Source organism: Mucilaginibacter rubeus (assembly GCF_003286415.2).
GTDB classification, from domain to species: domain Bacteria; phylum Bacteroidota; class Bacteroidia; order Sphingobacteriales; family Sphingobacteriaceae; genus Mucilaginibacter; species Mucilaginibacter rubeus_A.
On record NZ_CP043450.1, the window covers coordinates 1,921,446 to 1,945,656 of the forward strand.

Annotated in this window: 35 protein-coding genes and 2 pseudogenes; 22 read left to right on the forward strand and 15 right to left on the reverse strand. The window is 46.4% G+C overall.

Annotated elements, in window-relative coordinates:
* Nucleotides 1-47: 47 nt before the first annotated feature.
* Nucleotides 48-698: an alpha/beta fold hydrolase gene (locus tag DEO27_RS07865; protein ID WP_223818188.1), complete on the reverse strand. Its 651-nt coding sequence runs from the start codon at nt 696-698 to the stop codon at nt 48-50.
* 207 nt (nt 699-905) lie between these two features.
* On the opposite strand from DEO27_RS07865, the gene DEO27_RS07870 reads away from it, so the two are divergent.
* From DEO27_RS07870 to DEO27_RS07875, 3 genes are all read left to right on the forward strand, one after another.
* Nucleotides 906-1,100 carry a cold-shock protein gene (locus DEO27_RS07870; protein WP_091211783.1) on the forward strand — a complete coding sequence of 65 codons (195 nt, stop codon included), beginning with the start codon at nt 906-908 and terminating at the stop codon, nt 1,098-1,100.
* Between the two features lie 136 nt (nt 1,101-1,236).
* On the forward strand, nt 1,237-1,374 hold the full coding sequence (locus tag DEO27_RS31365) for a hypothetical protein (protein WP_190295347.1): 138 nt from the start codon (nt 1,237-1,239) through the stop codon (nt 1,372-1,374).
* Nucleotides 1,371-1,688, forward strand: coding sequence for a hypothetical protein (locus DEO27_RS07875; RefSeq protein WP_146750019.1), 318 nt, complete (start codon nt 1,371-1,373; stop codon nt 1,686-1,688). The genes DEO27_RS31365 and DEO27_RS07875 overlap by 4 nt, the downstream gene beginning before the upstream one ends.
* Nucleotides 1,689-1,834: 146 nt before the next feature.
* On the opposite strand, the gene DEO27_RS07880 is transcribed toward DEO27_RS07875, so the two are convergent.
* On the reverse strand, nt 1,835-2,218 hold the full coding sequence (locus DEO27_RS07880) for a PleD family two-component system response regulator (RefSeq protein ID WP_112570249.1): 384 nt from the start codon (nt 2,216-2,218) through the stop codon (nt 1,835-1,837).
* A 452-nt stretch (nt 2,219-2,670) separates the two neighbouring features.
* Between DEO27_RS07880 and DEO27_RS07885 the strand changes: the two genes are divergently transcribed.
* Nucleotides 2,671-2,997, forward strand: a complete 327-nt coding sequence (locus tag DEO27_RS07885; protein ID WP_410505371.1) for a TraR/DksA family transcriptional regulator — start codon at nt 2,671-2,673, stop codon at nt 2,995-2,997.
* A 37-nt stretch (nt 2,998-3,034) separates the two neighbouring features.
* Here DEO27_RS07885 and DEO27_RS07890 read toward each other — a convergent pair whose 3' ends face one another.
* Together DEO27_RS07890 and DEO27_RS07895 are read right to left on the reverse strand one after the other, a co-directional pair.
* On the reverse strand, nt 3,035-3,706 hold the full coding sequence (locus DEO27_RS07890) for a DUF1579 family protein (protein WP_112570253.1): 672 nt from the start codon (nt 3,704-3,706) through the stop codon (nt 3,035-3,037).
* A gap of 134 nt (nt 3,707-3,840) precedes the next feature.
* On the reverse strand, nt 3,841-4,242 hold the full coding sequence (locus tag DEO27_RS07895) for a DUF5655 domain-containing protein (RefSeq protein WP_112570255.1): 402 nt from the start codon (nt 4,240-4,242) through the stop codon (nt 3,841-3,843).
* A 115-nt stretch (nt 4,243-4,357) separates the two neighbouring features.
* Between DEO27_RS07895 and DEO27_RS07900 the strand changes: the two genes are divergently transcribed.
* Both DEO27_RS07900 and DEO27_RS07905 read left to right on the forward strand, forming a co-directional pair.
* The gene (locus DEO27_RS07900; RefSeq protein WP_112570257.1) at nt 4,358-4,579 is read left to right on the forward strand and encodes a hypothetical protein; all 222 of its coding nucleotides are present in this window, start codon (nt 4,358-4,360) and stop codon (nt 4,577-4,579) included.
* Between the two features lie 196 nt (nt 4,580-4,775).
* Nucleotides 4,776-5,513 carry a siderophore-interacting protein gene (locus tag DEO27_RS07905; protein ID WP_112570259.1) on the forward strand — a complete coding sequence of 246 codons (738 nt, stop codon included), beginning with the start codon at nt 4,776-4,778 and terminating at the stop codon, nt 5,511-5,513.
* Here the strand turns inward: DEO27_RS07905 and DEO27_RS07910 are convergent.
* From DEO27_RS07910 to DEO27_RS07940, 7 genes and pseudogenes are all read right to left on the reverse strand, one after another.
* Entirely contained in the window at nt 5,510-6,346 is an 837-nt protein-coding gene (locus DEO27_RS07910; protein ID WP_112570261.1) for a phytoene/squalene synthase family protein, read from the reverse strand. The two genes, DEO27_RS07905 and DEO27_RS07910, sit on opposite strands and share 4 nt — an antisense overlap.
* Complete coding sequence (locus tag DEO27_RS07915; protein ID WP_112570262.1) at nt 6,343-7,251, reverse strand: MerR family transcriptional regulator; 909 nt, start codon at nt 7,249-7,251, stop codon at nt 6,343-6,345. The genes DEO27_RS07910 and DEO27_RS07915 overlap by 4 nt, the downstream gene beginning before the upstream one ends.
* 100 nt (nt 7,252-7,351) lie before the next feature.
* Nucleotides 7,352-7,477, reverse strand: a pseudogene (locus tag DEO27_RS07920) (endonuclease/exonuclease/phosphatase family protein); the annotation flags it as partial.
* A 4-nt stretch (nt 7,478-7,481) separates the two neighbouring features.
* Nucleotides 7,482-7,907, reverse strand: a complete 426-nt coding sequence (locus tag DEO27_RS07925; RefSeq protein ID WP_112570264.1) for a hypothetical protein — start codon at nt 7,905-7,907, stop codon at nt 7,482-7,484.
* 1 nt (nt 7,908) lies between these two features.
* Nucleotides 7,909-8,679 carry a Ku protein gene (locus DEO27_RS07930; protein ID WP_112570266.1) on the reverse strand — a complete coding sequence of 257 codons (771 nt, stop codon included), beginning with the start codon at nt 8,677-8,679 and terminating at the stop codon, nt 7,909-7,911.
* On the reverse strand, nt 8,676-8,948 hold the full coding sequence (locus DEO27_RS07935) for a hypothetical protein (RefSeq protein WP_112570268.1): 273 nt from the start codon (nt 8,946-8,948) through the stop codon (nt 8,676-8,678). The genes DEO27_RS07930 and DEO27_RS07935 overlap by 4 nt, the downstream gene beginning before the upstream one ends.
* Before the next feature lie 14 nt (nt 8,949-8,962).
* Nucleotides 8,963-9,229 (reverse strand): hypothetical protein, encoded by a 267-nt coding sequence (locus tag DEO27_RS07940; RefSeq protein WP_112570270.1) that lies wholly within the window; start codon nt 9,227-9,229, stop codon nt 8,963-8,965.
* Between the two features lie 131 nt (nt 9,230-9,360).
* Between DEO27_RS07940 and DEO27_RS07945 the strand changes: the two genes are divergently transcribed.
* Nucleotides 9,361-9,696, forward strand: a complete 336-nt coding sequence (locus DEO27_RS07945; protein WP_146750020.1) for a hypothetical protein — start codon at nt 9,361-9,363, stop codon at nt 9,694-9,696.
* On the opposite strand, the gene DEO27_RS07950 is transcribed toward DEO27_RS07945, so the two are convergent.
* From DEO27_RS07950 to DEO27_RS07960, 3 genes are read right to left on the reverse strand one after another with little or no spacing between them, the layout of a single operon-like run.
* Nucleotides 9,677-9,928, reverse strand: coding sequence for a hypothetical protein (locus tag DEO27_RS07950; protein ID WP_112570274.1), 252 nt, complete (start codon nt 9,926-9,928; stop codon nt 9,677-9,679). The two genes, DEO27_RS07945 and DEO27_RS07950, sit on opposite strands and share 20 nt — an antisense overlap.
* Nucleotides 9,929-9,938: 10 nt before the next feature.
* On the reverse strand, nt 9,939-10,547 hold the full coding sequence (locus DEO27_RS07955) for an alpha-ketoglutarate-dependent dioxygenase AlkB family protein (RefSeq protein WP_112570276.1): 609 nt from the start codon (nt 10,545-10,547) through the stop codon (nt 9,939-9,941).
* Nucleotides 10,507-10,881, reverse strand: a complete 375-nt coding sequence (locus DEO27_RS07960) for a hypothetical protein (RefSeq protein WP_112570278.1) — start codon at nt 10,879-10,881, stop codon at nt 10,507-10,509. Before DEO27_RS07960 ends, DEO27_RS07955 begins: the two co-directional genes overlap by 41 nt.
* Before the next feature lie 97 nt (nt 10,882-10,978).
* Between DEO27_RS07960 and DEO27_RS07965 the strand changes: the two genes are divergently transcribed.
* From DEO27_RS07965 to DEO27_RS07980, 4 genes are all read left to right on the forward strand, one after another.
* Nucleotides 10,979-11,413, forward strand: a complete 435-nt coding sequence (locus tag DEO27_RS07965) for a LexA family protein (protein WP_112570280.1) — start codon at nt 10,979-10,981, stop codon at nt 11,411-11,413.
* Nucleotides 11,397-12,650, forward strand: a complete 1,254-nt coding sequence (locus DEO27_RS07970; protein ID WP_112570282.1) for a Y-family DNA polymerase — start codon at nt 11,397-11,399, stop codon at nt 12,648-12,650. The genes DEO27_RS07965 and DEO27_RS07970 overlap by 17 nt, the downstream gene beginning before the upstream one ends.
* A 7-nt stretch (nt 12,651-12,657) precedes the next feature.
* Nucleotides 12,658-13,092, forward strand: coding sequence for a hypothetical protein (locus tag DEO27_RS07975; protein WP_112570284.1), 435 nt, complete (start codon nt 12,658-12,660; stop codon nt 13,090-13,092).
* 141 nt (nt 13,093-13,233) lie between these two features.
* The gene (locus tag DEO27_RS07980) at nt 13,234-13,842 is read left to right on the forward strand and encodes an SOS response-associated peptidase family protein (RefSeq protein WP_112570286.1); all 609 of its coding nucleotides are present in this window, start codon (nt 13,234-13,236) and stop codon (nt 13,840-13,842) included.
* A 169-nt stretch (nt 13,843-14,011) separates the two neighbouring features.
* On the opposite strand, the gene DEO27_RS07985 is transcribed toward DEO27_RS07980, so the two are convergent.
* Complete coding sequence (locus DEO27_RS07985) at nt 14,012-14,350, reverse strand: helix-turn-helix domain-containing protein (RefSeq protein ID WP_112570288.1); 339 nt, start codon at nt 14,348-14,350, stop codon at nt 14,012-14,014.
* Between the two features lie 235 nt (nt 14,351-14,585).
* Here DEO27_RS07985 and DEO27_RS07990 point away from each other — a divergent pair, with 235 nt between their 5' ends.
* From DEO27_RS07990 to DEO27_RS08035, 11 genes and pseudogenes are all read left to right on the forward strand, one after another.
* Nucleotides 14,586-15,065: a DUF4385 domain-containing protein gene (locus tag DEO27_RS07990; RefSeq protein ID WP_112570289.1), complete on the forward strand. Its 480-nt coding sequence runs from the start codon at nt 14,586-14,588 to the stop codon at nt 15,063-15,065.
* A pseudogene (locus DEO27_RS31840) lies at nt 15,052-15,096 on the forward strand (hypothetical protein); the annotation flags it as partial. The gene DEO27_RS07990 and the pseudogene DEO27_RS31840, both read left to right, overlap by 14 nt.
* Nucleotides 15,097-15,112: 16 nt before the next feature.
* Entirely contained in the window at nt 15,113-15,196 is an 84-nt protein-coding gene (locus DEO27_RS31845; protein WP_262714175.1) for a DUF2256 domain-containing protein, read from the forward strand.
* A gap of 47 nt (nt 15,197-15,243) precedes the next feature.
* Nucleotides 15,244-15,681: a 2'-5' RNA ligase family protein gene (locus DEO27_RS08000; RefSeq protein WP_262714176.1), complete on the forward strand. Its 438-nt coding sequence runs from the start codon at nt 15,244-15,246 to the stop codon at nt 15,679-15,681.
* 541 nt (nt 15,682-16,222) lie between these two features.
* Entirely contained in the window at nt 16,223-18,379 is a 2,157-nt protein-coding gene (locus tag DEO27_RS08005) for a catalase (protein WP_112570293.1), read from the forward strand.
* Nucleotide 18,380: 1 nt separating this feature from the next.
* The gene (locus DEO27_RS08010) at nt 18,381-18,857 is read left to right on the forward strand and encodes an ankyrin repeat domain-containing protein (RefSeq protein ID WP_112570295.1); all 477 of its coding nucleotides are present in this window, start codon (nt 18,381-18,383) and stop codon (nt 18,855-18,857) included.
* Between the two features lie 84 nt (nt 18,858-18,941).
* On the forward strand, nt 18,942-19,409 hold the full coding sequence (locus DEO27_RS08015) for a low affinity iron permease family protein (protein ID WP_112570297.1): 468 nt from the start codon (nt 18,942-18,944) through the stop codon (nt 19,407-19,409).
* Between the two features lie 125 nt (nt 19,410-19,534).
* On the forward strand, nt 19,535-21,349 hold the full coding sequence (locus tag DEO27_RS08020; protein ID WP_112570299.1) for an alpha-amylase family glycosyl hydrolase: 1,815 nt from the start codon (nt 19,535-19,537) through the stop codon (nt 21,347-21,349).
* Between the two features lie 35 nt (nt 21,350-21,384).
* The gene (locus DEO27_RS08025; RefSeq protein WP_190295349.1) at nt 21,385-21,849 is read left to right on the forward strand and encodes a DUF1003 domain-containing protein; all 465 of its coding nucleotides are present in this window, start codon (nt 21,385-21,387) and stop codon (nt 21,847-21,849) included.
* An 84-nt stretch (nt 21,850-21,933) separates the two neighbouring features.
* A complete protein-coding gene (locus DEO27_RS08030; RefSeq protein ID WP_112570303.1) occupies nt 21,934-23,607 on the forward strand; it encodes an FAD/NAD(P)-binding protein in 1,674 nt (557 codons plus the stop codon).
* Nucleotides 23,604-24,161, forward strand: coding sequence for a DUF1543 domain-containing protein (locus DEO27_RS08035; RefSeq protein WP_112570305.1), 558 nt, complete (start codon nt 23,604-23,606; stop codon nt 24,159-24,161). The genes DEO27_RS08030 and DEO27_RS08035 overlap by 4 nt, the downstream gene beginning before the upstream one ends.
* Nucleotides 24,162-24,211: the final 50 nt, after the last annotated feature.

Sequence of the window (24,211 nt, forward strand, 5' to 3'; positions counted from 1 at the left end):
TATGTATTCCAACTTTTGTGATGATCGTAAGCAGGCCATGCGGAAGGTTACGACATCGAAAACTGGATCAACGGCAACCTCTGCTGATCCCGAAGGGCGCGGTTGTCTGAAAAGAAAGTTACGCGCGCAAAATCTCGGGCGGCGTTCGGATCGGTAGAACAGAAACTATCTGTCAGAAATTCGCCCAGTTCGGGTCGCCCAGGGTTACCCATTATAGCCGGCGCCATCGCGCTTGACCAGCCCAGGTAATTGTTTTCCATAAATTCGAACAATCCTTCCAGGTCTTTTTGCGCAAAACCTCCATTATAATTTTCGGCATTCAGATAAAGGGGTGAAGGTCCTAAAAGAATCAGTTTGGAAAAGTATTCCGGTTTCTCAATGGCAGCAAGCAAGCCAATCATACTGCTTACAGAGTGACCAACAAAAAAGACATTATCAAGATTTAAAGCCTGACAGATTTCGATGATACCCTGAGCATAACCGTCGAGTTTACTGTATTTATCCGAATTATGCAGGCTGATATCGGACTTGCCTGAACCTGTATTATCAAACAGTTCCACTTTATAAACATCGGTGAAGGCTTCAGTTACAAACTTCCAGGCATTTTGGTCGCGGCCAAAACCATGCGCAAACAGCATAACCTGGGCTCCGTTACCAACTACATTTACGTTGTTGCGATTTAAAACATCATTCACCATTAAATTCAAGATCGAAATTTGTTAAAGTTAAAAAAACTGCAAGAATCGCTCACAAGTTGAGCATAGGGGTAACAAAGCTCTTCGCCCGTTGTTTATAATGGAAAATGCGACTAAGATCTGATAATTTAATTTTTTGTTAAATAATTTAAATTAAAAATAAATTTCAGTATTTAATTTGTATATTGCGTACTTATTAAAAAAGATATAATGCAAAAAGAAGGAACCGTGAAATTTTTTAATGCCGCAAAAGGCTTTGGATTTATTTCACAAAATGACAACAGGAATGAAATTTTCGTTCACGCTACAGGTTTAATCGATGAGATCCGTGATAACGATCAAGTCGCTTACGATGTAGAGGAAGGCCGTAAAGGCCTTAATGCGATTAATGTTAAAGTAATCTAACTATCACCATATCAAATTCGCAGAAGCATCCGTCAATAATAGCGGGTGCTTTTTTTGTTAAGTCCTGACAATAGTGTGGGTGCAGAACAGCTCCTGTCAGGGTTTTCCCGGTGTTGCAAAATAAAAAAACAAACCTATGAGCAAAGACAAAGGCATTAAAAATGTCAAAAAAGCACCCGGCACTGGCGGTAACAAGTCGGTTTCAGATTACCAGGCCGGTAAAAAAACGACGTCAAACGAAAATTTAGCGATTAACAAGAAGAAAAAAGATTGAAGACATACAGGATGATCAATGTTCAGGTAAAGGAATATCTGTTCGATTTGCGAAACACAGCGATAGAGAATGGTTTTAAACCTGATAAGCCATGGCAGCTGAAATTAGTTAACAAAGCTGATAAGATTGCGATTGAAAAACAATACCGCGCAAGCATATCAGTTGAGGCACCAGCTGACCAGATTGCGTCTATGCTGAATATGGTTGAGGCCGGGCTCATGTTACCACTTACCGAACCAATCAGTCTGAAAACTATCCAGGTCAATGAGTTACAGTATCTGATCGCTTATAACCCTTTGCAAGAGTGGCGTTAAGAGGCCGTTGACGCCCAAACACTGTCAGAGCGTAAGCTACATCGTTCATAACCTGATTTAAAGCAATGAAGCGTCATGAACCATTGAAGGAACTGCCAGGCATGGGTTGATGTATAGTTTATTCATGCCTACGTAACGCAGCGGACTCAATCCGGCCGCATCGGATTTTTATGCGGTGACAGCCAGGACCGGACTTTATTCATAAAGAAGTCGAGATCGAAGGGTTTGGCAATGTAATCATCTGCATGGCTTTTTGCAGCGAGCGTTTCGATATCATTTTTTGCAGAGATCAGCAACACCGGGATTGTTTTGGTCTGGCTATTCTGCTTCAATGCCCTGCAAAGCAGGTGGCCATAGCCATCACTAAGCCAGTCATCGAGCAGGATCAGGTCAGGTTGAATATCACCCAATTTATTGAATGACAATATATCGCTGACGGCCTCAACGAGGTAGCCTTGTTCTTCAAGTATAAAGCGGATGATCTGCAGGATATCGTCATCGTTATCGACTACAATTACTCTCTTTTGCATTTACCTCGAATAAGATGTTTATAGCGATTTTAGATTCAGATATTGGTTACACCTTACAGGAATGAAATTAGTAATTATTTCTCGATAATAAAAAATATAAATTAAAATTTAATTAAAATCTCCCTCATTGTAACTTTTAAAAACGGTTCAGGCCAATGGCAGGTGCCTGGCCCGGTTACATAAATCTACAACTGATCAGAGAACGTTATACCGCACCTGCATAATCCTACCACTGACGATCAGCAATCATTCCCATCATTCTGATTTCAGCATTTGTACTTTGGATACCGAACCGTGGTTGCCGGCTAACAGCCTCAAACCTTTAACCTGATTGGGAAAATCTATATTTATGTTCTTTTACACAACCATTTTCTCAAATCATTGTTAAGCGAATCATGCAATCAGAAATTATTAAAACAAAGTACAACGATACAGAATTAAATGAATTCAAAATGTTGATCAAAAGCAAGATCAATATGGCGCGCGAAGAATTGCAGGACCTGGTTGGAACGCTCAGTTCTTCCAATTCCAATGGCGATGATGCAGCAATCGCCGGGAAAACGCTGGAAGACGGATCTGCTACTTTCGAAAAAGAACAGACCAACCAACTGGCAGGGCGTCAGAAAAAGTTTATCGAGCAGCTTGAAGCAGCACTGACGCGTATCGAGAATAAAACTTACGGGATCTGCCGTTCTACTGGTAAACTGATCCCTAAAGAACGTTTGATGGCTGTTCCGCATACTACCCAAAGCATGGAAGCTAAACTCAAGCAGCAATGAGCCCGTTTACATGGGCGGATGACTGGGCTGCCAGCGTTCATTTTCGTGTGTAATCCAGTTCTCTGACTTTGACCCATTCATTATTATTCAGTTCATAGAATACTTCGGCATAATGAGTGGCATCGTTGATTGTCAAAACCCTGCGATTTTTATTAATCTGCCCCGGGATCAGTTCGTCGTCCCATTCGTAGGTGAAAGCTTGTTTTACAGGATCGAATGTGCCGGTTTGCATTTGAATGTCACTGCCGATATGGTTATTGACTGATATAGTGATATATTTCATTTTGGGGTTGTCAAAGCCTTCGATCTGCATGCTCTGGTAAAAATCTTCTTTCATTTTTCCGTCCGCAACCGGAACTGGCAGTTTTCCCCCGGTCATTTCAACACTGTAAAACCGGCCGTTATAGATCGCCTTGCGTACCAGAGTGCCTTTAACAAAAGTCAGTTTGGCATCCTGAAATGACCAGGTACCCGCAAGCTTTCCCAGTACTTCGTGCGCCTGCCCGGGCCTTGAATAATCAAGCAGTTTGTCCATTGTATCAGGCTTAGTTGCCTGCGCCATGGACGGAGCACTCAGGCCCATCAGGCCTTCGGCCTGTGTGCTGGAATATCCCCATTTGCCCACGAGGGGATTAATATTGTCAGCAGTAAAGGACAAAGCTGCAAATAACACGATAATAATAAAGCTGAGCTGATAAAATTTTTTCACGCTGATGTTTTAATGATCCTAATGCCTGTCAAAAAAAGGCTATTTTATCCAACCTGACTTTAGCATACGTTGCAAATACATTCTTATTTGTTGCGTGAGCCGGTCATACCATCAAAAATCTGGCTTAACCCGTATCATATAAGATTGTAAGATTCCCGCAGGTAGACAAACAAAGCGGGCTGAATATCCGCTACCGAAGTTATGCGGATATGATGCTCAAATTTCTTTCCCCAGGCCTTGCTTTTGAAGACCGGTCTTTCCTGGTGTGCAACGGCGGAATAAAACTTGAGGTCAAGTTCTTTTTTCATGGGCCGGATGATCAGGAATCCAACCCGGCGTGTAAAAACGATACAATTGGGCGTGACGCCCACTAAAACTTTCGGCCAATCGGCTACCTCAGCCAGTATTTTATCAAAGGCCAAAAGTAGTTCAGGGGGCCGTCCTTCAAAAAGACTATCCAGGTTTACCCTTGCGCAGTAATGCCGGTAATCTTTCCAGGGTAATTCACGTTCGCATTTCGGGCAGGTCCAGCTCATGGTTGTGGTTCAGTCAGCATAACAATACAACAGCAGTAAAGTACGGCTGTTTCGGTTCGCAAAACTTGTTGCAGTAATATTTGTTATTTCTTAAGACAACAAAAATACATTCTTTATGAGCAGCGCATTCGTCAAAGAGGGCGATTCTGAACAGTTAAAAGATATCGCACCTAATATGGCCTCTTTATTGTTATTTCTTAAAAGAGAAAACGGCGGGCCCGTACGCGAGCTGCATACCCATATTCATGAACGATTTCAAAAGGAAGTACACGAAATGAGCGACGGCCTGGGCTATATGATCAATGACGACCAGCAGTGGCAGGTAGTTTTCGACTAAGTATTTGCCCTGAAAGCGCCGGTAATACCGTGAATTGTCCTATGATCACCGGATTGGTGCTATTATTTGAGCGGCAATAGCTTCCGACTTTTGTGATCGTATTAATAGAGAAAAAAATGTCAGGAAATAAAATTGCGTTAGCGGCCTCCAGGTGGGTCACGATACAGCGGATAGAAGTTTCGGGAGGGATGGGTTTATGAGAAAAGCGGTTAAGTCTGTTTTTACCGTCAGGGAAAAGGTTTTCCTGACGCCGCATTATATCCGTGTTAAATTTGTCATGACGGATGAGCAGCTGGAATTATTCAGCAATGTACAGGCCGGAGGTCACAACAAACTTTTGTTCGATGACGATACCCGACGCACTTATACTACCCGGCACATTGACTTTGTGGAAAAGGAATTGTGGGTGGATTTTGTGGCGCATGGTGATAACGGGCCTGCATCGGCCTGGGCTAATGGTGCGCGCCCGGGCGATCATCTTGCTATCGCGATGAAAGAGGGGCGAAGGCCGCTTTTTCCTGAAGCCGAGGAATTCCTGTTCATCGGTGACAGCACCGCCTTGCCGGTGATCGGCGCTATGCTGGAACAGCTGCCCGCGGGTGTCAAAGCCCAGGTGATCATAGAGGTTTTCGGGAAGAATGATGAGCTAAAATTGTCCAGCCCGGCTGATCTTGATATCCGCTGGCTCTACAACGCAAAGCCGGAAGAAGGCAGTGGCCTTGCTGAAATAGCCCGCGAAGCGGCTCTTCCCGAAAATAAAGGGTTCGTGTTCGCAGCAGCTGAATACGATACGGCGAAGGACCTGAAAGCCTATTTTAAACATGAGCTGGGCTGGGCGTCAGACACGTTTTCCGTTGTTTCCTACTGGAAGCGAGACGAGTCTGAAGATCAGTCTTCGGCAAAGCGGAGGGAAGAACGACAAGAGGCCGTTTAGATCCAGTTCAGGCGGTGTTTAAGGATGGTGCTGCAAAGCAACAATAATTTGCGGCCATTAGAAATCCTGAAGCGTTTGGAGAAAATAGCCCTGGCACCGGCCCGACGGATCTTGCTGAACAGCTGCAGGTAATACCGGTAAGCCAGGAACACGCCGCGCCTGGAAGATCCGGGGAGGTCGCGGATACCTTTCAAGGCTTCTTTAAAGTCTGCTTCTATATCCTGTTCGATCCTTTTCTTGTCTTGCTCTGTGAAATTGTCCAGATCGATGCCCGGGAAGTATGACCTGTTCAATTGCCGGTAATCCGCTCCGATGTCCCGCAGGAAATTGATCTTCTGAAAGGCCGCGCCTAGTTTCATCGCGCGGGGCTTCAGCCGCTCAAAAGCCTGAGCGTCGCCCCCGGTGAACACATGCAGACACATTAGTCCCACGACTTCAGCCGAACCCAGGATATAGGTTTCGTATTGGCCCTGATCGTAGGTTTGCTTTTCCAAATCCATTTCCATGCTATCCAGGAACTGGCGGATCAACCGGTGATCGATCCGGTAGTCAGCCACCGTCCGCTGAAAGGCATTGAGGATCGGGTTCAGGCTTATTTTATCGCTGATCGCCTGAAAACAGTCCTTGCTGAACTGTTCCAGCAACTGTTGTTTGTTATAATCATGAAAGCTGTCCACGATCTCATCAGCCAGCCGGACAAAACCGTAAATGGCGTAGATCGGCTCATGTAGTTCCTTGTCCAGGAAGCGGATCCCCAGGGCAAAACTGGTACTGTACCTGCGGGTGGTCAGCTTACTGCATGCTGCTGAGAGCTGGTCAAATTTCTCCTTCATGGTTTCGGCATTTCAGTTGGGTTGGCAATAAGGGACTCAAAATCCGCCAGGCTGCGCAGCCAGGTAACGCCCGGAGGATAATCCAAACTGCCCAACACTTTTATATTCCCCGACAACAGGATATTGGCGGCCGGGAATTGTGCCGATAACAGATCGACATAATCCTGGGCGTCGGCTACAGGCCTGGCCCGGGTCATGAAAAAAAGCAGGTTTTGTGGCTTCGTAACATCCGCGGTGTTCACCAGGGCGAACAATGGTACTTTCGGCCCCAGGTATACCACGGGTCGCCCCGCCGCGCGTAACAAATAACTGGCCAGCAGCAAGCCAATGTCATGGTCTTCATCTTCGGGTAGAAAGAGTAACCATCCTGGGCCGGCTTCACCGACAACGGGGTTTAAGCTATCTATGGCCGCAAGCAGCTTTTGCCGGATGATCGCTGACAGGAAATGCTCCTGTGAGGGGCAAAGCGATTCGTTCAGCCACATCAGCCCCATGCGCACCAGGATAGGGTAGATCACGTGTTTATAGGTTCCCTGCACCCCATTGACCTGGAAGGAGTCAGAGATCAGTTCATTGATCCCGACTTCGTTATAAACCAGGCTTTGGTTAACGATCTGCAGGATGAAATATTCAAAGCGGTGTTCTTCCAGCAAGGCGCTTCCCATCTGCTCCAACAACAGGGCTGACATATCATCCTTGTTCAGCGCGCAGGCCCGCGATATTTTATGCCCGGCATGGTAAAGGCCCGCAATACATAAGAGCCGTTTAAGCTGCTCATCATCATAGTACCGTGTGTTGCCTTCCGTACGGGAGGGCTTCAAGGCCCCGTAACGCCGCTCCCAGATCCGGATATTATGAACGGATATCCCGGAAAGCTGTGCCAGGTCGGATATCGAATATTTCATTTTGTCTAAATATTTTATATATAAATTTAGACAAATAAATCATTTGATCCCAAATTGTTTTAACGAAAAAAAATATATTCTATCCGCACACCTTTGACGAGAAGCAGTCGTCCGGAGCCTTCAACTCCTGCAGGCAGACCACGTCGGGCTTCGCCTCCGAAAGCCAGTGCAGCAGGTTCGGTAAACGTCCGTTGATGCCGTTGATATTATACGTGGCGATCTTCAAAGGTTCAGCTTAAGCTTCCGGGGTTTAAGGGCAGGTCTTCGGGTGGATTGGCATTTTCAGGGAAATCATCCTGTAAAGCCTGTTGCTTTTGTTGTTCTTCCGGCGACCGGTAATTCGAAATAAATTCTACTAATGCTACCTGTTCGTAATAGGACAGGAGGCTGCCTTCATACTTCCATTCAGTCGCAGAAAGATTTATTTTCCCGAGATAATCCGGGTTCCGGTCATCAGGAAGGTCATCGGCCTGTGCTTCGCTTTCCGCGGGCTCGGTGAATAGATGCGTTTCGTCCCCAAAAGCGTCTTTGTAAATTTTGAAAAGGCCGGTAGGATGCAGCTTTCCCTGGGCGTCCTTATGCAGCGCGGGCTCAATGATCACATAACGGTCAGTCCCGTCTGCGAGGGGAATATGGGTTTGTACTGGGTTAATCATGTTAAGCTTGTTTTTTACTTTGCAAACTGTTCATCAGTTGTTCGTAAAGATCGTCGTTTTTGGAAGCTTTCGGTTTCAGTTTCTTGATCGTAGGACGCTTGCCTTTTGCTTTGGCTTCGATGATCTTCAATAACTCGGTATGGTACTCATCTTTATATTTCGAAAGGTCGAGCTTTTCGGCATACTGGTTGATCAGCGCCAGCCCCATGTCCAGTTCTTTCTTGGTCACCTCGATCTTATCATCCAGGTTTAATTCGCTCTGATCTCGGATCTGCTGCTGGAAACGGATACGTGTGATCACGATATCTTTTTCTACCGGGTGCACGATGCACAAACTCTCGGTGCTGCGCAGTACAAAACGGGCCAGTCCCGCCTTCTTGGATTTTTTCAGTGCCTCCAGTAACAGTGCATACGCTTTGTTCTTTTTGGTAGCAGGTTCCGTGTAATAGGACGATTCATAATACATCGGGTTAACCGAATCAATATCGACAAAGCTTTCGATCTCGATCACCTTGCTTTTTTCAGGCGCCGCCGCCTGGAAGTCGGCATCTTCAACGATCACGTAATCATCGTCATATTTATAACCTTTTACGATCTTATCGTAAGGTACTTCTTTTTTAGTATGCTCGTTTACCCGCATGAACTTGATGTTGGCATGATCGCGGCTGTCCAGCATGTCCAGGTCGAGCGAGGAAGCCTGCACCGCTGAAAACAATTTAATGGGAATGCTCACCAGCCCGAAACCTATCGAGCCTGTCCAGATTGATCTCATGACTTTAGTTTTTTAATGTTATCATTAATGCCGTAAGGGTGGTGCGACTCGATCTCTTCTGCCAGCAGGTGAAGCATCGCTTCGTCCAGACCGTTTGGGTTCTGACAAATATGAAGGAACTGGTGTTCGTCCGCCTCGAAGCTGGCCACAAATTTGCCGTCCTCGAAAACTTTGAATTTGCAGTTCTCCCCGTCATGGTGCAGGTATTCGCCCACTTCGAAATGCCGTACTTCTTTATTCTTACCGATGGTGATCTGATAGTTTTCCATAAAGAATTATCTTCTTAAGCGGCTGTTTTCAGCTGTTCAATATCGGTGACCCGGTCTAAAAGCATATAGGCGCTGGTATGTTCGATCTTTTCTAAAACAGCGCGGACAACCGGATCGGTTATATTGGAGGATCCCGTGTAAGACCAGGTATGGCTGTTCTCCCTCCGGGCAAGAATAATTTCACTGCCTTCCCGGATTAAAAAATACAACTCATTGTGATCGACAAGCGTGGTTACCTCGAACTCATGCTTCTGATGCTGGAATGTGGCCTGTAATAACATAGTGATGATGATTGGTGTGAATCAAAAACATACTAATAATGTGCCATAGTTTTTGGGCCGGGTGTACTGCTTAAATATTTGAAATTTAATGACATCATAATTGGTCAGGCCGCCCACATTTGCCTACACGAGTGATCAATCCCATTTCTAAAGATCTTCTATTGGTGCACGGGCACGGCAATTGTTATGATGCTATTACGGTGATCAATAGTCGCTTACCGATAATGAAGGCATTAACGTTTAATAATTTGTGCTTTTTTCAGCAGATGGAATTGGTGTTAAAAGGAACCAGGCTTGCAATGCGGCATTCCGGGCCGTATTATATTTACCTGTATAATGTACGGGAATTGTATGTTGAAGTATTTTATGACGCCGGTACCGATATCATAGAGTTCATCAAAGCGTTTACCGATACGAAGCAGCTTTCTCCCTATATAGAAGAAATATTCATTTCTTCGGGATCATAAAATCTCTTTCCTGCGTAGGTGACCACACGCAGCAATGGATATCGGCCTCCCGCTTTCTTTTCTTGGTATGTTTGGTCACACTTTTGAAAACGGCTTCGTAAAAAGGCTGGAAAGCCTGCCCTTCCGGCACCATGAAAAACACTTTATCGTCTTTAACTATGATGAGTTCGCCTGTATCCGGCATTTCCCGCTTCAAAAAAAGCGCCACCCTGTTTAAATAATCTGTATTCATCAGTTTGAAATCAAATAACTACCCGGAAAGTCAGGTTGACCCTTGCCTTCATCGGCTGAACGGACTTGGCTATCCGGTGTTCCCAATGTTCCTGTAAACCGGATTTCATTAAGAGAAGAGAACCATGTTCCAGGCGGACGGAATACTTTTCCAAATGGTCGGCTTTGTTGCGGATATCAAAACTGCGTACCTCGCCAAAGCTAATGGAAGCTATAACGGGATGTTTGCCCAAAATACTTTCCTTATCGCTGTGCCAGGCTACGGAGTCATTGCCGTCCCGGTAATAGTTCAGCAGCACGCTGTTGAACTTTACGCCCGACAAAGGTTCGACTATCGCTTTGATCTTTAACAATTCGGGCGTCCAGGGCGCAGGGTTGGAGATCCTGCCCGGATGTGAATAATCAGTTCCCAGGTCGCCGTACCATGCAGTCAGCCGCGGCGTGGCGATCTCTTTATCTTTGATCTTCAGCGCCGTTTGTTTCCACGGTGCTTCTGCTATGAATTTTCTTAAATATTCGTCGCTTTCCGCTGTGCAGAAAAGTCCCGGCCGGTAATCCAGCAAATGAGTAGGCAGGCCCTTACTTTGACCAGCCGCTGCGAATAATGTCAATTGCTCCATATTGCTCCTCCATAATCACCTCACCGTATAAACGCCTCGCTTCCTGTGGAAACAGAAGTGAACCGGGCGGAATTTCCTTAACGTACCACTCCGTATCCAGCAAAACCGAAAAAAAGAAATCCATGATTTTCTTAACAGCTTCAACGGTAACGTCCGCCAGATCTGTCATCTCGAATACATAGGTCCTGACCGGGACGAATCCCCCTTTCACCATGTAAAGATGCCCTAAACCATAGGCTAAGCCGTCATTTGCGGGGCCGGTATGCACACGGACTACCAGTTCAGTTCCCTTAATCAGGGTTTCCGTTCCCTTGTTAATTACTTCGTATCCCATAGCTATCCTTTTTTCGTTTACAAATTTATGCTAAAAATATTAGCAAATACAAAAACAAGATGATAATTTTGATGTCTCAAAAAGGGGAGGAGCGCAAATGCTGAGATTGAAGCAACATCGGGAGAAAAGAGATGTACTGGGGTTCCGGCTTCCGATGCTGACGCATGAGGAACCGGAACTGGACATATCGGAGATCATTGTCATGGATCCCGATAATACTTTTTTTATGCGTATGGGCAGCGACTCGATGCGGGGGCACTGCATCCTCAAAGATCATGTGCTGGTCATCGACCGTACGCTGCAACCAGTTCCTGGCAGTATTGTCGTTTTTTTCCATGAGGGCGGCTTTTACACCCGCGAATATCAGCCGCAGGGAACAAAATTGATCCTGAAAGCCGACGAACCTAAAGATTCGATCTCCATTGAAAACAGTGAGACCTGGGTTTGCTGGGGAGTGGTTACACTGACACTTAATCCGGTCTTGCAGCCGCAACACAGAACAGGGAGGTACGCACGTGTTTGCACATGTTGATATTAATAACTGTTATGTGAGCTGCGAGCGGTTATTTAACCCGGCGCTCGAAGGCAGGGTAGTGGTCGTCCTGTCGAACAATGACGGCTGCGTGATCGCCCGCAGCATCGAGGCCAAGGCCATCGGTATTAAAATGGCTGACGCGGAATTCATGGTCAGGCAAAACCTGAAGGAAAACAATGCCGCCATTTTCAGCAGCAACTACGCGCTGTATGCCGACATGAGCGCCCGTTTGATGAATAACCTGGCGCGTTATACCTATACATTGATGGTGTATAGCATCGATGAGGCATTTATGGCACTGGGTAATATCAGTGATCTGGACCTTGAAAAACATACCGCCGCGATCAGTGAGAATGTGATGCGACATACCGGTTTACCGATCACGGTTGGTGTCGGGCCAACGATGGCGCTGGCCAAGCTGGCCAATAAAGCCGCCAAAAAACAAAAGCGAAACTTTCTTGTGCTGGACACGGATGAAAAGGTAGATGCTACAGTTCGTGATTTTCCGATTGAAGATGTTTGGGGAGTCGGCCATCAATACTATCATAAACTCACAGAATTCGGCGTAAAGACCGCCCATGATTTCCGTGAATTGAAAGCCGATTTTGTGCGTCAGCATATGACCGTGCAGGGCTGGAGACTACACCAGGAACTCTGGGGCAAGCCCTGTAATATCATTAAAGATGTCGCGGAACGTTCCAAAGGAATTGAAAGCAGCCAGAGTTTCAATAGTTACCAGACTGAATTGGAACCCTTAGAGGAGGCCGTGGCCATGCATGCCGCGACAGTGGCACTGAAGCTGCGTCAGCAGCAAAGCATGGCGCTCACGCTGACCATTTACCTTCGGACCAACAAGCATAATGTTAAACATGACCAGCACTATCCCAGCATCACGGTTAAAGTACCTTTTGCTGCAAACACTACCTACCAGCTCACGCGGGTAGCGGTACAGGCCATCCGTGCTATTTACCAGCCCGGTTACAATTACCTGAAAACAGGGGTAAGGGCGACGGGCATTATTCCCGCCGGGGAAGTACAATACCATATGTTTTCCGTCTATGAGCACAGCAAAGAGCAAAAGCTATCCGAACTGATGGATGGCCTGAATAGCCGCTATGGCCGCGGTACAGTACGCCTCGGAGCGGATAGCTTTGAGCGTAAATGGATCATGAAACAGGAATTTCTAAGCCATCAGTATACCACGGACTGGAAGGATATTATCGTTACCCAATAAACCCGTTATGACGCCTTATTCAAACAGCAGGTTGTATGAAATATTGAAGAAAGAACTTATGGCATGGGTATGGAATAATCCCCGGCTGCTTCATAAGATCACCCGCTTTAACCTGGAATTTCTTTTTGAGTTCGATCCGCAACGCGGTTTGTCCATAGACCTGCGGCGCTTCGATCATGAATACTACAAAACAGTTTTTTATCCGCCTGAGGAAAAGAAACAACATATTGATGAATTCGTCCGCAAATGCTGCCTGGTCATTAGCCAGCAACTGGCCCGTGCCGGCAAAACAGACCTGACGATCACGGTTACCGTTCGACATATGATCTCAGAGGTCAGCCATTGGCATACCTTTTTCATTGATGAACGTTATAACGGAAAAAAAACGGCTGAACTGAAAAAAAAGGAAACGGACTGGCATTACAGGTTCGATCACGATTAACAGCCCGCCCCGTTTAGCAACAGGCTTTAGGTAACATAAGGTCAGCCTGAAGGTCAGTGTGACATGGCATTTAATTTCTAAATTAATTTTTTTCTTATTTACTAAATTGATTAGTTTTGTATTTCTAATATTTTTAGCAATATGTGTGGGCATGTAGAAATAGGGGAACAAAAAGATCTGAAGATCATCACACGTGACGGTGGCGCTTATACAGCAAAAAGCAATACCGCAGGTAACCCGGGATCAATGCTGCCGGTGGTTACCGACACTATGCCAGGCAAAGTGCAGCAATTCCGTTGGGGGCTGCTCTCGCTGGACGATGACCGTATCCATAGTAAAAACAAACATGCGCGCGTCGAATCGCTTTTCCTCGTGCCGCTTTGGAGCGAGCTTGTCGGTAAAAAACATTGCGTTGTTCGTGTCCAGGCCTATTTCGAATATAATCCTGGGCAGCAGGTTACCTATAAAGTTGAAAGGGCAGACGGCCAACCTATGTATATCGCCGGGCTTTGGGATATCTGGATCGATATCAAAACCAATATCCTGATCCCTACATTTGTCATGATCACCGTTCCTCCGAATTCGGCTATAGCCGGCATACACGACCGGATGCCCGCGATCATGGAACGAGCAGATGTTAAAGACTGGATTAACGGCAGTCTAAGCGGCCAGGAGCGGGTGAAGGAATTGCGTATGAAGCCCTGCCCGCCGCAAAACATGCTCATTACTGTTCATAAAGATCATAAATAGCCAAAATCTGATATAATTAAATACTACGACGTGACAGCATTAATTCCAGGCCGTAGTTTTCATGCGGTCGGCCAAATCCGATGTATGCTGCAATGGATGATTAGTTCAGATTGACGGTAAATAAATGCCTTGTTTTATTACTTTGCAAGTTCGGCGTTTACAGCTATGTTCAGATGGTGACTTTGACGTGGCGTAGCTCCTCATATAATTCGATCACTTTTTTCTGAAGGTCCGCCAATTCCAGTTCACGGTTCCGAACTTTGGCATTTAGTTTCCCAAGTGTTTCTGAATCAGTATCAGATCGTGCTGTGCCTAAGCTCAATAATTCGGTAACCGGCAGTTCAAATAGCTTGGCGATTTGTTCCAGCCTGGATAAATTGATATCCGTAACACCAGTTTCAATTTTGGAGAATGCGGGAATTGATATAGCTAACTGCCTCGCTGTTTCTTCCTGGCTCCAGCCTTTTTGGTGCCGTAGCAGGCGAATGTTTTTCCCGAGATTTTTCATTAAATAAAAGTTATATTATTCAAACATACCAATTTGTGTTTAGATGGATATATTAGTAACAATAAAAGCATTTAGAAAATTTGACCAATAACTCCAGGTCATCATTTTGATCTTTAATTTCCTTGTATTCGTAATCTGATCATATTGGCTTTCAGTTTTATGCAAGCTATATCCCAAGGGTTTGCCCTTTTTAAAGGATGCGCAACATTAGGCCTGTTCTTTTGTTGGTTAGTTAATGCAACAACCCAGCTACCTGAATTTCGATGCGGCGAAATATGCCTGGAAACCCGATATTGACTATAAGAAATATCCTGAACGATACATGGTGGGTAAAGGTGAACAGGGAGTCCTGATCTGTGAACCTTACAAAAGTGAGATCGGGAAATATTGGCGCTTTAAAACAAAATCACTAGCGGAGGAAAGCAGCCAGAAAATCTATGAATTATTTAATGAATATTTAGCGGCCGGCGATTTTGTGGGTGCAGATATGGCCCGGAAATACTTGCAGATGGGGTACACGCGCGCACGTCGCTACGCGAATTACAGGGGAGGCAGGAAATATGATGCGGCGCAGGATCACGCCTTGTTGGAACGGGGTACAGGGGATCCGGAAAAAGCAGATGCGGCTAAAGTATTTTATGCCAGATGGAAAGCAGCGGAGGCAAATGAAGTTTACGCCGCCATGAAAAAGGACTGGAAGCATGCGAGGGGTTAAAAAGGAAAACTTACCACAAAAGATATGCGTTACATGCGGAAAACCGATTGTTTGGCGCAAAAAAGTGGGAAAAAGTTTGGGAAGAGGTCAAATACTGTTCGAAGAAATGCAAACGGAGCAAAACCCACTGATATTGACACTTAGGCTGGATGAGAAAAGCCAGGCATTCTTTAATAAAATGCGTAAGCGTCATTTCCCACCGGGCCGTAATTTTCTTAAAGCACATTTGACTTTATTCCACCGGTTGCCCAGTGAAGTGGTGACCAGGGAATATTTCAGGAGTTTGCAATGTCGCACCTTTGCAATGAAGGTTACCGGCTTGCGTCACCTCGGCGCAGGTGTGGCCTACGAAATTGATTCGGGAGAATTGCAGGAGTTTCATCGGAAATTAAGCCAATATTTTCACAAGGTGTTAATTCCACAGGACCGGCAACCATTCAAACCCCACATTACCATTCAAAATAAAGTGACGCCGGCGGCATCCAAAGATTTGCTGACTGAGCTAATGGGGAATTTCAAGCCATTTACGGTCACGGCCACCGGACTTGACTTATGGGAGTATCTTGGCGGTCCATGGCGTCACAGTTCAAGTTATGATTTTTTAAATGAACAATAGGGGACGGGTCCGAGGTAAAACATAGAAAGGAAACGTAAAAGAATACTGCAATCCTATCGCTAATTTAATTCCCATCTCGTCTTCTTACAAGACATGCAACGATATCGCTTTAGGGGAAGCCAGAATAGCAAAGTTTTCATGAGCAGGGTTCGTGGCACACACTTGAGTGATGAACGGGTATTTTTCCCACACGAACAGCTTGGGCTTACTTTGGGTGGCGTAGGGTATAAGTCAACGATCATGATAGGGGATATTATGTCCGCTCATCATTTGGTTTAATCAGGTATTCAAAGTTAAATACTAACGGTTGTTTTTTCAAAATGAAATTATAGGAACCCAAGTCCTGATCATCTGTATACCATACCCAGCTGCTTTTATTTCATTTTTGTGTATTTGATACCTTGGCTATTTTATGTATTTAAACTTTCGTTCTAATATAAATATTTTCAAACAATTTAAGAATAGCTCCGTTTTTTGTTAAACAAGATTTATGGACCAGGATACCCAAATAGCCTCATGGGGTATTGTTTAACCGGAAAATATGGAAAAGAAAAATACGCCACCCAAAAAAGGCACTGAAAGTGCTATAGATAAAAAGCTGGTAACGCAGCCAGAGAACGCGAAAACGGAAAGTTTGAAAGCTCATACTGCCGACGCCACCGGGGAATCAATGACCACGAATACTGGCCTTGCCATCAACGATGACCAAAATTCTTTAAAGGCCGGAGACCGGGGCCCAAGCCTGCTGGAAGATTTTATATTGCGGGAAAAGATCACGCATTTTGATCATGAACGCATTCCGGAGCGGGTGGTACATGCCCGCGGTTCTGGGGCGCATGGCATTTTCAAGGCCTATGGAAATGTTTCGAAAGCTACCAAAGCAAAATTTTTACTGGACACTGAAAGGGAAACTCCGTTGTTCGTCAGGTTCTCAACGGTGGCCGGCTCGAAAGGCTCTACCGATCTGGCCAGGGATGTCCGGGGCTTTGCCGTGCGGTTTTATACCGAAGAAGGAAACTTTGACCTGGTAGGCAATAACATGCCCGTATTTTTCATACAGGATGCGATGAAATTCCCTGACCTTATCCATGCCGTTAAGCCAGAGCCGGATAATGAGATCCCGCAGGCGGCTTCTGCTCACGATACTTTTTGGGATTTTATTTCATTAACGCCGGAATCTGCTCATATGATCATGTGGGCAATGAGCGACCGTGCGATTCCGCGCAGCCTCCGGATGATGGAAGGGTTCGGGGTACATACCTTCCGTTTCATCAACGAAGCAGGTAAGGCCAGTTTTGTTAAATTTCACTGGAAGCCCTTGTTAGGCGTTCATGCCGTGGCATGGGACGAGGCGCAGAATATTTCCGGTAAAGACCCGGATTTTCATCGCCGTGATCTTTGGGATGCTATCGAAAGCGGTTCCTTCCCGGAATGGGAGCTGGGCGTGCAGATCATACCGGAAGAAGACGAATTCAAGTTCGATTTCGATCTGCTTGATCCGACCAAGCTGGTGCCGGAGGAACTGGTGCCCGTTGAACGTATCGGTAAAATGACTTTGAACAGGAACCCGGACAATTTTTTTGCGGAGACCGAACAGGTCGCGTTTCACCTGGGACACATCGTACCCGGGATAGATTTCAGCAACGACCCCTTGCTGCAGGGCCGTCTGTTCTCTTATACGGATACCCAGCTGAGCCGCCTGGGAGGTCCTAACTTCCAAGAGATCCCGATCAATCGTCCGCTCAACGGCGTCCATAATAACCAGCGCGATGGGCATATGCGCCAAATGATCAATAAGGGAAAAACGAGTTACGGGCCAAATTCTTTAGCGAACAATGACCCGCAACAGGTGAAAGAAGCAAATGGCGGTTTTGTAAGTTACCAGGAGCGGATAGAGGCGCGCAAAATCAGGGCGAGGAACAAAAGTTTCTTTGATCATTTCAGCCAGGCAAATTTATTCTTCAACAGCCAGTCGCAGCCGGAAAAGAACCACATTATCGACGCATTAACTTTTGAACTTGGGAAGGTGAAAACCCTCGCGGTCCGTGAACGGATGCTGGGAATGCTCCTGCAGGTTGATGCGACACTGGCCAAAATGGTGGCTGACGGCCTTGGGCTGCAGGTACCTGAAGGACCTGTTCTTAACCAAAATATTCCGGCAGATGGCGATCCTGCAAATTATGCACCTGTTAAAGGTAAAAGCGCCGTAAAAATTTCACCTGCCTTAAGTATGGCCAATACCATCAAGGACACTATCAAAAGCCGTAAGATCGCGATCCTGGCAGCAGAGGGCGTAAAAGCACAATCCCTTAACACCGTCAAAGCTGCTTTGGAAGCCGAAGGCGCTGTTGCGGAGATTATCGCTCCGAAATTGGGATTGATCGATGATGGCATAGAGGCAGACCAGAGCTTTCTTGGTGCCGCTTCCGTATTGTTCGATGCGGTTTATGTGGCTGGTGGGAAGGGTTTGGATGCCGAGGCTAATGCTTTACATTTTCTGAACGAAGCGTTCAAACATTGTAAGGCTATCGCGTTTGAAGATGGAACGGAGGCGATATTGGCCGCTACCATTTTCTCGCAAAAAGTGAAAGATGATCCGGGCGTCATAACAGGAAAGGATCTGATCAAAAACTTTATTACCGCCATTAAAGGGCACAGGGTTTGGGAACGCGAAAAATCAAGGTTAATACCCGCATAAAATGGATGTCAACAATACCTTATTCTTCCAGGCAGCCCGAACCGGTGACCTGGATATCCTAAACCGGCTGCTTCGTGAAGGGATGGCAGTTAACAACCGTGACGAGAAAGGTTATACGCCATTGATCATTGCCTGTTACAACAACCAGCAGGACGCCGCAAAGCTGCTGCTGGAGGCGGGCGCAGATGTCAACACCGGGGACGCAGGCGGTAATACCGCGCTGATGGGGGTTTGCTTTAAGGGTTACCCGCTTATTGCCGACTTGTTGATTCGGTACGGGGCAAACCTTGATCTTCAGCATGGTAACGGCGGTACAGCGCTGATGTTCGCCGCCATGTTTGGACGCAACGACATGATCCGGTTATTGTTGGCGAACGGTGCAAACCGGAATCTAACGGATAACCGTGGGCTTAGCGCATTCGACCTGGCTGCGCAACAAGGCAATGAAGAAGCCATTGAAGTTTTAGAAAGTCAATAAACACATCATGTAACCAAAACAAAACATTCTTAAAATTAATTATATGGCCCTGCAGGTTTTCTGCGGGGCTTCCTGGTACACTGTATGAAACGAAAGAAAAACCTTTTTGAATGCTTTTCTGAATGGGCCACCAAAGCTACCGGCAGTTCTGCCGCCTTTATTCTCGCAGTGTCAGTGGTGGTTATTTGGGCTGCCACTGGCCCGATCGCCAAATATTCCCAGACCTGGCAGTTGATCATCAATACCGGGACGACCATTATTACATTTCTGATGGTTTTTCTGATCCAGAAATCACAAAACAAAGATTCCAAAGCGATCCATTTGAAACTGAATGAACTTATCGCTTCCCATGAAGGAACCAGCAACCGGATGGTGGATATAGAAAACCTGACCGAAAAGGAACTTGATCAGTTGCATAAGTTCTATGTGCAGATCGCTGAACTGGCAGAAAAGGAAGACGACCTGACTTGTACGCATTCTATCGATGCTGCCGAAGAGAATAACCGTGACAAAACTGAAAACCTTAAAAAACGGAAGTCTTATAGCAAATAAGAAAGGAAAATGCCTGAAGCAGATGAAATGGCCCGCGGCGATTTTATTGATTGAAAGTCAGCTTTGCCACATTACTGCTCAAATGCCGCAAACGTTTTTTACACTGATTGTTTATTAAGCGATCTATGAAAAATACATCTTTACCCTCTGATACAACGGTGGCCGGTATGGGTGCCGTGCCTCTTGAACAAGGTGTCCACTTCCGTGTTTGGGCACCGAACGCAGATGCTGTCTTTGTAAGCGGCAGTTTTAATAATTTTGATAAAACATCTGACCCGCTGGAAAGCGAAGGTAATGGTTACTGGGCAGGCACGGCAGCGGAGGCCAAAACCGGCGATGAATATAAGTATTTCCTCCAAACACCTTATGGTGAGTTTTTCCGGAATGATCCATATGCCAAACAGATGACCAACTCTGCAGGCAATGGCGTTATATATGACGGTAACCGGTTTGACTGGGGCGAAACTGAATACCAAATGCCCTCCTGGAATAAACTGGTGATCTACGAGCTTCATACCGGCACCTTTAATGTTAAAGAAGAAGGAAAGCCCGGGGATCTGTATGGTGTGATCCAAAAGCTGCCTTATTTGAAAGAGCTGGGGATCAATGCCATAGAGGTAATGCCTCCTTTCGAATTTCCCGGTGGCTTTTCCTGGGGATATAACCCTGCCCAGCCCTTCGCAATCGAATCGGAATACGGCGGCCCAGACGCGTTCAAAAGTCTGGTAAAAGCAGCACACGAGCAGGGCATCGCTGTCATCCTGGATGTGGTCTACAATCATTTCGGCCCAGGCGACCTCGATCTCTGGCAGTTTGATGGCTGGTCAGAGAACGGCAAAGGCGGTATCTATTTTTATAATGACTGGAAGTCGGAGACACCGTGGGGGGATACCCGCCCTGATTACGGCAGGGGAGAGGTCAGGCAATACTTGCGTGATAATGCCCTGATGTGGCTGGAAGAATACCGGGTGGACGGACTGCGTATGGATATGATCCCCTACATCAGGAATGTACACGCTGATGAGAGTCCGGGCAGCATGCTGGAAGACGGGCTTAGCCTGCTCCGCTGGATCAACGGCGAGATCGCTGAAAAATTTCCCTGGAAACTGACCATCGCAGAAGACCTGCACGGCCTGGATAGCATCACTAACCCGACCGATGGTGATGGCTTAGGCTTCGGTGCTCAATGGGATGGTGATTTCGTGCACCCGGTGCGCTACGCAATCATAGCTCCGGACGATGCAGAAAGGGATATGTACGCGATGGAAGCGGCGCTGATGCGACAATACAGCGGCAATCCCTTTCATAGGATCGTTTATACTGAAAGTCATGACGAAGTGGCCAATGGGAAAGCCCGGGTGGCCGAAGAAATTTCCGACGGTGACGTGAATAACTGGTATTCCAAAAAACGCGCATCGCTGGGAATGGCGATGGTGCTCACTTCGCCCGGGATCCCGATGATCTTTCAGGGACATGAGCTTCTGGAAGACCGCTGGTTTTCCGATACGGACCCCATTGACTGGAACCGGGAGAAGGAATTCAACGGATTCGTACACTTGCACCGCGACCTGATCCGTCTACGCTTGAATAAAGGCGGTATCAGCGAGGGATTAACCGGGCGAAACACCGAAGTCATCAGGGTAGATAATGAGAAGAAAATGCTGGTGTTTCAGCGCTGGCAGGAGGGAGTGGCGGGAGATACCACAGTCGTCGTGCTGAACTTCTCAGGACAAGCCTACTCCGATTATCGGATAGGCATGCCGGGCGCGGGACTGTGGAAGATTCGTTTCAACAGCGATTGGGAAGGCTATGACCAGGAGTTCGGCGATTATACCGTATTGGATACCAATGCTGAAGAACAGGAATGCGATGGATATCCGCATTCAGCCAGTATCTCGGCAGGACCCTACTCGGCCATTATACTTTCGCAGGATAAATGATCTTGGTGTGGGGAATGAACTTAACGATTGAAAGAATGAAGGGAAAATCTGTTTCGCGTTCTGTACCTGATCCTAAAGGAGGGCCAGATGACCGGGCAGCAATCCTGCTGTCGGATATATTGGGTAGTGTGTGGCTTTTGATTGCATTCCTCGCTCTTATTGGGTTTTACCTGCTTTGGAACTTCGGACTGATTAAAGGACTGCAACCATTTGACGAGGCTCCGTTTAATGTGCTTGACACGATACTGTCGATATTTGCTATCGTGCTTTCTGTTGCGGTTTTGATTAGTCAAAAGCGGCAGCGCCGTCTGGAAAAGATCCGCGAGCAGGTAGAATTCGAAGTAAACGTACGCGCTGAGCATGAGATCACCAAGATACTGGAAATGCTGCACACAATTCAGCAAAAGCTAGGTATAACCAATAATGATCAGGAACTGGAAGAAATGAAAAAAAAAACGGATATCGCTGACATTCACGAAAAGATCAGGAAGAACAGTTAACACATGATGATGCCCATTATGCGCAATTATTCGGTTGATGCACATTTTTCGTAAGCGACATTTTCTTTGGAGGTATTGATAACAATGAAAAAAGGTAATTCTCAAGAAATGGCTATTTTAGGCGGCGGGCCCGCTGCACTGTTCATATTCAAACGTTTGGTTGCCCGCAGACTGCCGGGTCTGAACATTACCATTTTTGAAAAAAATGACCGCCTCGGTTACGGCATGCCTTATGGGCACAATGGCGCGGCGGATGAACATGTCACCAATGTTTCCGGCAACGAAATCCCGGAATTGATGAACGATCTGGCTGACTGGATCAAAAAAGTTCCTAAAGATACGCTGGACAAGTATCATATTGCCCCGGGGAACTTTAATGACTATAAAGTCCTGCCGCGTTTGCTATTCGGACAGTATCTGAACGATCAGTTTAACCTGCTCCTTAAACAAGCCAGGGAAAAAGGAATCGAAACAACGGTCTGTTATAAGAGCATAGTGGCTGATGTCATCGATGACCCCGTTAAAAGAAAAGTAAAAGTTTTGCTGGAGGATGACCGCAGCTTTGATTTCGACCGCATCATCATCTGTACCGGTCACCTTTGGCCGCTCAGGTATGAAGGGAAAGTCAAAGGCTGGTTTGATTCTCCTTATCCGCCGGCCAAGATCAGTGTAAAGGTAAATCACGCAGTCGCCATACGTGGTTCGTCGCTAACAGCCATCGACGCGATCCGGACTTTGGGCAGGCATAACGGCACTTTTAAGAAAATAGATGGGAAACTGTGTTTTACGGCCGATGATCCAAATTTCAGAATCGTCATGTATTCCCGCAATGGACTGCTGCCTGCAGTACGGTTTCATCTGGAAGATTCACATTTAGGCAAAGAAACGGTATTGCCTGCTGAAGAGGTAGAAGCGTTGCGCGCACAGCATGAAGGTTTTTTGCCCCTGGACTATGTTTTTGAAAAGAATTTCAAAGCCGGAATTTTAAGGCAGGATCCGGGATTCTATCAGCAGATCAAAGAAATGAACATGGAATCCTTTGTGGACTGGATCATGGAGCAACGAGCACAGGCGGATCCCTTTGAATTGTTAAAAGAGGAATACGCGGAGGCGGAACAGTCTATAAAAAAACGCGAGTCAATTTACTGGAAAGAAATGCTGGCCATCCTGAGCTTTGCCATGAATTATCCAGCCAAGTATTTTTCGGCGGAAGATTGGCTGCGGATGCAGAAAAAGTTGATGCCACTCATTTCCGTTGTGATCGCTTTTGTACCACAAAGCTCGGCTGAAACTCTGCTGGCGATGCATCAGGCCGGTAAATTGGAGCTGCTTGCTGTGGGAGAAGACGGCTCCTTCGAGCCAGGCGAGGACGGGGGCGTGCTTATCGATGGCACGCATTACCAAACCTTTGTGGATTGCATTGGTCAGCCCCATTTGAAATATGAAGAATTGCCTTATCCGGGCCTGTTGCAAAACCGTACGTTGAGTCCGGCGCGCTTACGGTTCAGGGATCCGGAAAAAGGCAGGCAAATGATGAGCGATGACCAGCAAAAGGTGATAGTTGATGATCAGGAGAACTATTACCTGACGGTGCCGGGCGTAAGTATCAATGACAGCTTTCAGGCGGTTGATGAGTTCAATGCACTGAACGAACGGATCTACATCATGGCCGTGCCGTTCATCGGGGGATTTAATCCGGATTATTCCGGCCTGGATTTTTGTGAAGCGGCCTCTAAAGCCATTATCGATAGCTTATGAAATTATTTATGGTCTTACTGGGCTCGAAGGCGCCGAAAAGGAATGTCGAGCAGCACGATTTCTTTTTCGGGATTGCTGAAAAACTTGGTGACCTCAAACAGCAATTTGTCGGGTTTTGGCCGGAAGCGGGGAACAGCCTGCATATCGATGGCTGGCGGGAGATCAACTTTGTGGATGGTTACCGCGTCGACATTATGCCCGGAGAGAATCATGGAAATAATAAACGCATTTTTTTTATCAACCTGGGCGGTTATACCTCCGGGAAACTGGAAGAACAGCATTACACCTTGCTGACGGTTCAGGATGACCGGATGTCTGCCCTGAAAGCGAGCAAACTGACGGTTTTTTTCAGAACCGCGACTATCAAAGGTCTGAAAGGAGCGGATGCACACATCGACGAAAAATATGGTATTGATGTGGACGAGATCTACCGGATCGAAGACTTGTTATCACCGGAAACAAAGGCGCGCTGGCATATTCACTTAACTGCGGTGGAAAATGCTTCCGTAGACGAAGTCCACCTGGGGTATTTAAAAATGGGGCAGCTGGGCTAAACTGCTCCCGAAAAAAGATCAATTTTTACAACAAACGCCTCATCTTATTT